The following is a 5,725-nucleotide window of genomic DNA, read 5'->3' as shown; positions in this document are numbered from 1 at the left end:
GCCGAAGCGCACGCCCACGGCCAGCCGGCCCCCGAACTCGCCGTTGATGGCGCGGACAACGCGGCTGGCATCGACGCCAACCACGCGGTCGCTGGCAATGCCGACAATGGCGGTGACGGCAGTGACAATGGCAGCGGCAGCGATGGCGGCCAAGGCGGTGGCGGTGGCGGTGGCGGTGGCGGTGGCGGTAGCGACGGCAACGGTGGCAGCAATGGCGGTGGCGACGACGGCGGCATGTTCGGCGGCGCCGGCGGCGGCGATGGCGAGAGCGGCGACGCCCTGACCCTGTCGACCTTCGCCGAGCGCGCCTACCTCGACTACGCGATCTCGGTGGTCAAGGGCCGCGCGCTGCCGGACGTGTGCGACGGCCAGAAACCGGTACAGCGCCGCATCCTTTACGCGATGAACGAAATGGGCCTGAACAGCAGCGCCAAGCCGCGCAAATCGGCCACCGTGGTCGGCGACGTGCTGGGTAAATTGCACCCGCACGGCGACCAGTCGGTGTACGACGCCATGGTGCGCATGGCGCAGGACTTCTCGCTGCGCTACCCGCTGATCGACGGCCAGGGCAACTTCGGCTCGCGCGACGGCGACGGCGCGGCGGCGATGCGCTACACCGAGGCGCGCCTGACGCCGATCGCCAAAGTGCTGCTGGACGAAATCAACCAGGGCACGGTCGACTTCCAGGCCAACTACGACGGCTCGACCGAAGAACCGTGCCTGCTGCCGGCGCGGCTGCCGATGGTGCTGCTGAACGGCGCCTCCGGCATCGCGGTCGGCCTGGCCACCGAAATCCCGTCGCACAACCTGGGCGAGGTGGCCACCGCCGCCGTCGCCATGATCCGCAACCCGAAAATCACACATAGCGAGCTGATGGCGCTGGTGCCGGGCCCGGACTTCCCCGGCGGCGGCCAGATCATCACGCCGCCGCAACAGATCGCCGACATGTACGCCACCGGCCGCGGCTCGATGAAAGTTCGCGCGCGCTGGAAGATCGAAGAACTGGCGCGCGGCCAGTGGCAGGCGGTGGTGACCGAGCTGCCGCCGGGCACCTCGTCGCAAAAAGTGCTGGAAGAAATCGAAGAACTGACCAACCCGAAGATCAAGCTGGGCAAGAAAGCGCTATCGCCGGAACAGCTGGCGCTGAAATCGCTGATTTTGAATTCGCTGGATACCATCCGCGACGAATCGGGCCGCGCGGCACCGGTGCGCCTGGTGTTCGAACCGAAATCGAAAAACCAGGACCAGACCGAATTCATGCTGATGATGCTGGCGCACACCTCGCTCGAATCGTCGGCCTCGATCAACCTGGTGATGATCGGCGGCGACGGCCGGCCACGCCAAAAAGGCCTGGGCGAAATCCTCAGCGAATGGATCACGTTCCGCTTCGCCACCGTGACCCGCCGCACGCAGTACAAGCTGGGTAAGGTCGACGCGCGCATCCATATCCTGGAAGGCCGCCAGACCATCCTGCTGAATATCGATGAAGTGATCCACATCATCCGCAACTCGGACGAACCGAAAGCGGCGCTGATGGCGCGTTTCAACCTGAGCGACATCCAGGCCGAAGACATCCTGGAAATCCGCCTGCGCCAGCTGGCGCGGCTGGAAGCGATCAAGATCGAACAGGAACTGGCCGAGCTGCGCAAGGACCGCCAGCAACTGCAAGACCTGCTGGACAACCCTTCGTCGATGAAGCGCGCCATCATCAAGGAAATCGACAACGACGCCAAGACCTTCGGCGACACCCGCCGCACGCTGATCGAAGAAGCCCAGAAAGCCGTGGTCGAGCAGAAGGTGGTGGACGAGCCGGTGACCGTCATCATCTCCGAGAAGGGCTGGATCCGCGCCCGCAGCGGCATCGGCCACGACGCCGCGCAATTCACCTTCAAGGCCGGCGACGCGCTGTACGGCGCGTTCGAATGCCGCACGGTGGACCACCTGCTGGCGTTCGGCAGCAACGGCAAAGTGTACTCGGTGCCGGTAGCGGCCTTGCCGAACGCGCGCGGCGACGGCGTGCCGGTCACCACCCTGATCGACCTGGCATCCGGCTCGCGCCTGCTGCACTACTTCGCCGGCGCCGGCGCTACCCGCCTGCTGCTGGCCAGCAGCGCCGGCTTCGGCTTCGAAAGCAAGGCGGCCGACCTGGTCAGCCGCAACAAGAGCGGCAAATCGTTCATCACGCTGGACGACGGCGACGTCCCGCTGCCGCCGACCGTGATTCCGGACACGGCCAGCGCCGTGGCGACCCTGTCGTCGGGCGCGCGGGTGCTGGTATTCGGCATGGATGAAATGAAGGTGCTGACCAACGGCGGCCGCGGCGTGATTTTGATGGAGCTGGGCGACAAGGAAACCCTGCTGGCGGCCAAGCCGATCAGCCAGAAAGGCGTGACCGTACACGGCATCGGCCGTGGCGGCAAGGCGCAGGAAGAACGGCTGTCGGCGTCGGCGCTGGCGGTGCACTTCGGCAAGCGCGCGCGCAAAGGCAAGGAACTGGCGACCAAGATCAAGCCAAGCGGCCTGGTCCCGATCGTCTAAAATCCGGGGTCAGGTCCGGCAAATGGACACGGGCGCTACCGTAGTTTTCGCTACGCTAGCGCCCGTGTCTAAATGCCGGACCTGACCCCGGATTGCCGGGGTAAAGCTTCGTGCTTAGTGCTTGGCGGCGGCTTCTTTGACGTCAGCGTCGGCCTTGGCTTTGGTGGCGGCGGTTTTGTTGGCGGCCAGGGCTTTGTCTTCGGTAGCATCAACCGAAGCTTTGATCGCTTTGGCGTCGGCTTTCACCGATTTTTTCTCAGCTTTTTCTTCGGCTTTGGCTACGGCTTTGTCACCCTTGGCGGCAGCCTTGGCTTTGTCTTCAGGATCAGCCTTGGCAACTTTTTCGTTGGCCTTGGCTTGTTCCACGCCTACTTTGGCTTGCTGCTCTTCATGCACCTTGTCGGCTTTGGCGATGGCCTTGTTGGCTTTGTGGTCAGCCTTGGCATCGACCTTGGCTTCCTTCTGCTGCGCCTTGGCGACATCTTTATTGGCATCGGCTTGCGCTTTAGCAACGTCCGAAGTTTGGGCAAAAGCGGCGGTAGCGAACAGGCCGGCGATCAAGGTAGCGATAATTTTGTTCATGATGTGATCCCTTTCGGTGTTGTTTGAGTAAGTGAGATACAGCTTAAGCCTCGCCCGCTCCACACACTGTACGCTAGCGTACTAAACCGTCGGTTTATTTTTCCGGCCGGGAATACAAATCGATGATGGTGCTGATCGCGTCGGCGCACACCGAGCAGAAAGTATCACTGCGGTCAAACATGATGCACTGCATTTCAGGCCGGTAGTAACCGGTGGCCTCGTAGTTGGCGCCCTCGAACGCGCCGACCGTGTGGCGGTGCGGATCGCGCGAGAACAGTTCATTGCTCTGCTGCAGATCGCGGCGGAACAGCGCGCTCATCTCCGACTCCGGCCGGTTGGCGGCGCGCAGCTCCGCGCGTTCCTTCTGGTAGGCGCGCGAGGCGGTCTCGTAAGCCTGTTTCGGCCACGGCGTCGGCAACGGCGTCCCCTCTTTGACGAACTTCTTCCATTTCAGATTGGCTGGATCGTGCAGCGCGGTGGCGTTGGGTTCCCACGGTTCGCGGCGCTCACCGCCGCCGGTGGCGTAGGCGACCGGCGAGGTGTAGTACTCGTCGGCCAGACCGGCAAAGTGGTGGCCGAATTCATGCACGAACAGGTAGTTGGCCCAGTCGTTGTCGGCCGCCGCCGTGCTGAACTGGCCGAAGATGCCGCCGCCGCCGTAGGTCTCATTGTTGACCAGGATTTCGATGAATTCATACGGCGCGTACTGCGCCAGTTCGCGCAGTGCGCGGTTGTCGGTGGTCAGCACGTAGCGCTCGCTGCCGAAGATGTCGTAGCGCGCGCCCAGCCTGGAGGCGTGATGGACGCCGGTCGATGGCCGCGAGACGCCGGATTCCTCGGTCGGCAGCGCGATGGCCCAGACGTTGAAGTCCTTGGCGCGCTCCTTGAACGGCGAGACCTGGAACAGGTGGTCGGCCAGACGGCGGGCGGCCGCTTCGAACTTTTTCATCTCGGCCTGGGTGTAGCCGTCGCCGACGATCAGCAGGTCGACCTTGTCTTCCGACGGGCCGTTGACGCGGATGCCGATCGGCTTGACCGGCGCCGGCGGCTGCTTGCGGATCACGTCCTGCGCGTCGGGGTTGACGTCGGCGGTCCAGACCACCGAGAACAGGTTGCGCTCGTCGCGCTTGAGGATGCGCACGCGCACCGGCTGCTCGGGACGCGGAAAGCGCACCGACTCCTCGAAGCCACGGTTGATGCGGGCCGCTTCCTCGGTGCTGCGCCATTCGGCGAACACGGTACTGAAACCGCGCGAGTACAGCAGCCTGCCGGTCTTGGCGTCCACCACTTCCACCATGTTGTTGCCGCGGTTGGTGGTGTCGATGGTCTGGCGCAGGTTGCCGGGCCACGGCAGCGGTTCGACCACCACCCGCTCCAGCGCGTAGTGCTCGTCGAGCGCGTTGCCGCTGTGGAGGTAATCGACGCGCATGGTGGCCGGCTGCGCGGCCAGCGCCGAGGCCGAGGCGCACAGCGCCAGCAGGGAGAGGAGATTGCGGATCATGGAGGTCCTGACGGTCAGTTGGAAACGTGAGCGTCATTGTAAACCGGCGTCGGCGCTGCGGCGAGTCCGGCGGCGGGCGGCGGGCGGCGGGCGGCGGCTATTGTGTGCGCAGCGACTGGCCGATGTCGAGCGGGCGGATGTCGAGGCGCATGTTGAGGATCGAGTAGCTGTGCGGCGCCGCCGAGGCGTAGCCGACGCTGTCGCGCGTCTTGCTCAGCGTGAACTGGAAGCCCAGCTCCGGCAGCGTCGAGCCGGCGCCGCTGGTGGCGATGCCGATCGCCTCGCTGCGGCGGTTGTTCATCAGGTTTTCCATCAGCTCGACCAGTGCGTTGCGGCCCAGGATGTCGGGCGAAAACACGGGATCAGCCAGCAAGTCCTTGTGCGGCACGATGCGCCCGCCCGCCTTGGCCGCCGACGGCGTGAACGCGTGCGTATTCAGGTCGTACAGGTCGCCGCGATCCAGGTAGCTGATCACCACATTTGAGACGTTGAAGCCGGCGCGGGCCGGATCGGTGCTGGCGCGCGACAGGTCGACCAGCAGCGCGCCCTTGCTGCCGACGATCTCCACGCGCCGCTGCGCATCGACCACCATGGCGGTGTTTTCATCGATGCCGAGGCCGAACTTGTAGCCCTTCTTCAGCATGGCCGGGATCATGCGGGCGAAACGGCCGCGCACCAGGAAGTGCTGGTCGACGAACACGTCGTCGCCGATGAAGCCGAGGCCGGGGGCGATTTCCTGGCCGTCGGTGACGCCGCCGCGCAGGGTGGCGAACACGGTCTTGGGCGCGTAAAACATGGTGCTGCTCATCACCGCCGCGCCAGCGCTGTTGCCGGCCACCACGCCGCCCTTGCGGTAGACCTCCCACACCGCCTCCAGCACGGCACTGCGGCTGCCGTCGGCGCGCACCAGCGCCTGGGTGATACGGGCCTGGTCGCCGCCGGAGAAGAACACGCCGCCGGCGCCGCGCACCGCGTCGGCCAGCAATGGGTCGTCGGCCGCCTTGCGGAAATCGCTGTCGGCCAGCTTGACCGCCAGCGGGATCTGGAAGGCGTCGGCGCCGTAGCGGTTGAGGGAGTCGACGATGGCGGCCGCCACCGGCGCCG

At 65.4% G+C, this 5,725-nt stretch carries 4 protein-coding genes; 1 reads left to right on the top strand and 3 read right to left on the bottom strand.

The features are described 5' to 3' along the window. Nucleotides 1-234 precede the first annotated feature (234 nt). A complete protein-coding gene (gene parC, locus GTP69_RS30520) occupies nucleotides 235-2,538 on the top strand; it encodes a DNA topoisomerase IV subunit A (protein WP_161058385.1) in 2,304 nt (767 codons plus the stop codon). A 114-nt stretch (nucleotides 2,539-2,652) separates the two neighbouring features. Here parC and GTP69_RS30515 read toward each other — a convergent pair whose 3' ends face one another. The 3 genes from GTP69_RS30515 to GTP69_RS30505 all read right to left on the bottom strand — a co-directional run. Further along, nucleotides 2,653-3,120: a hypothetical protein gene (locus GTP69_RS30515; protein ID WP_161058384.1), complete on the bottom strand. Its 468-nt coding sequence runs from the start codon at nucleotides 3,118-3,120 to the stop codon at nucleotides 2,653-2,655. A 94-nt stretch (nucleotides 3,121-3,214) separates the two neighbouring features. After that, nucleotides 3,215-4,621, bottom strand: a complete 1,407-nt coding sequence (locus GTP69_RS30510; protein WP_161058383.1) for an IgA Peptidase M64 — start codon at nucleotides 4,619-4,621, stop codon at nucleotides 3,215-3,217. 97 nt (nucleotides 4,622-4,718) lie between these two features. Continuing rightward, a partial coding sequence (locus tag GTP69_RS30505; RefSeq protein WP_161058382.1) for a cyanophycinase occupies nucleotides 4,719-5,725 on the bottom strand: 1,007 nt, incomplete at its 5' end.

Source organism: Duganella levis (genome assembly GCF_009857605.1).
In the GTDB taxonomy this organism is placed as follows: Bacteria; Pseudomonadota; Gammaproteobacteria; order Burkholderiales; family Burkholderiaceae_D; genus Rugamonas; species Rugamonas levis.
This window is presented reverse-complemented; position numbering and strand designations above follow the sequence as displayed.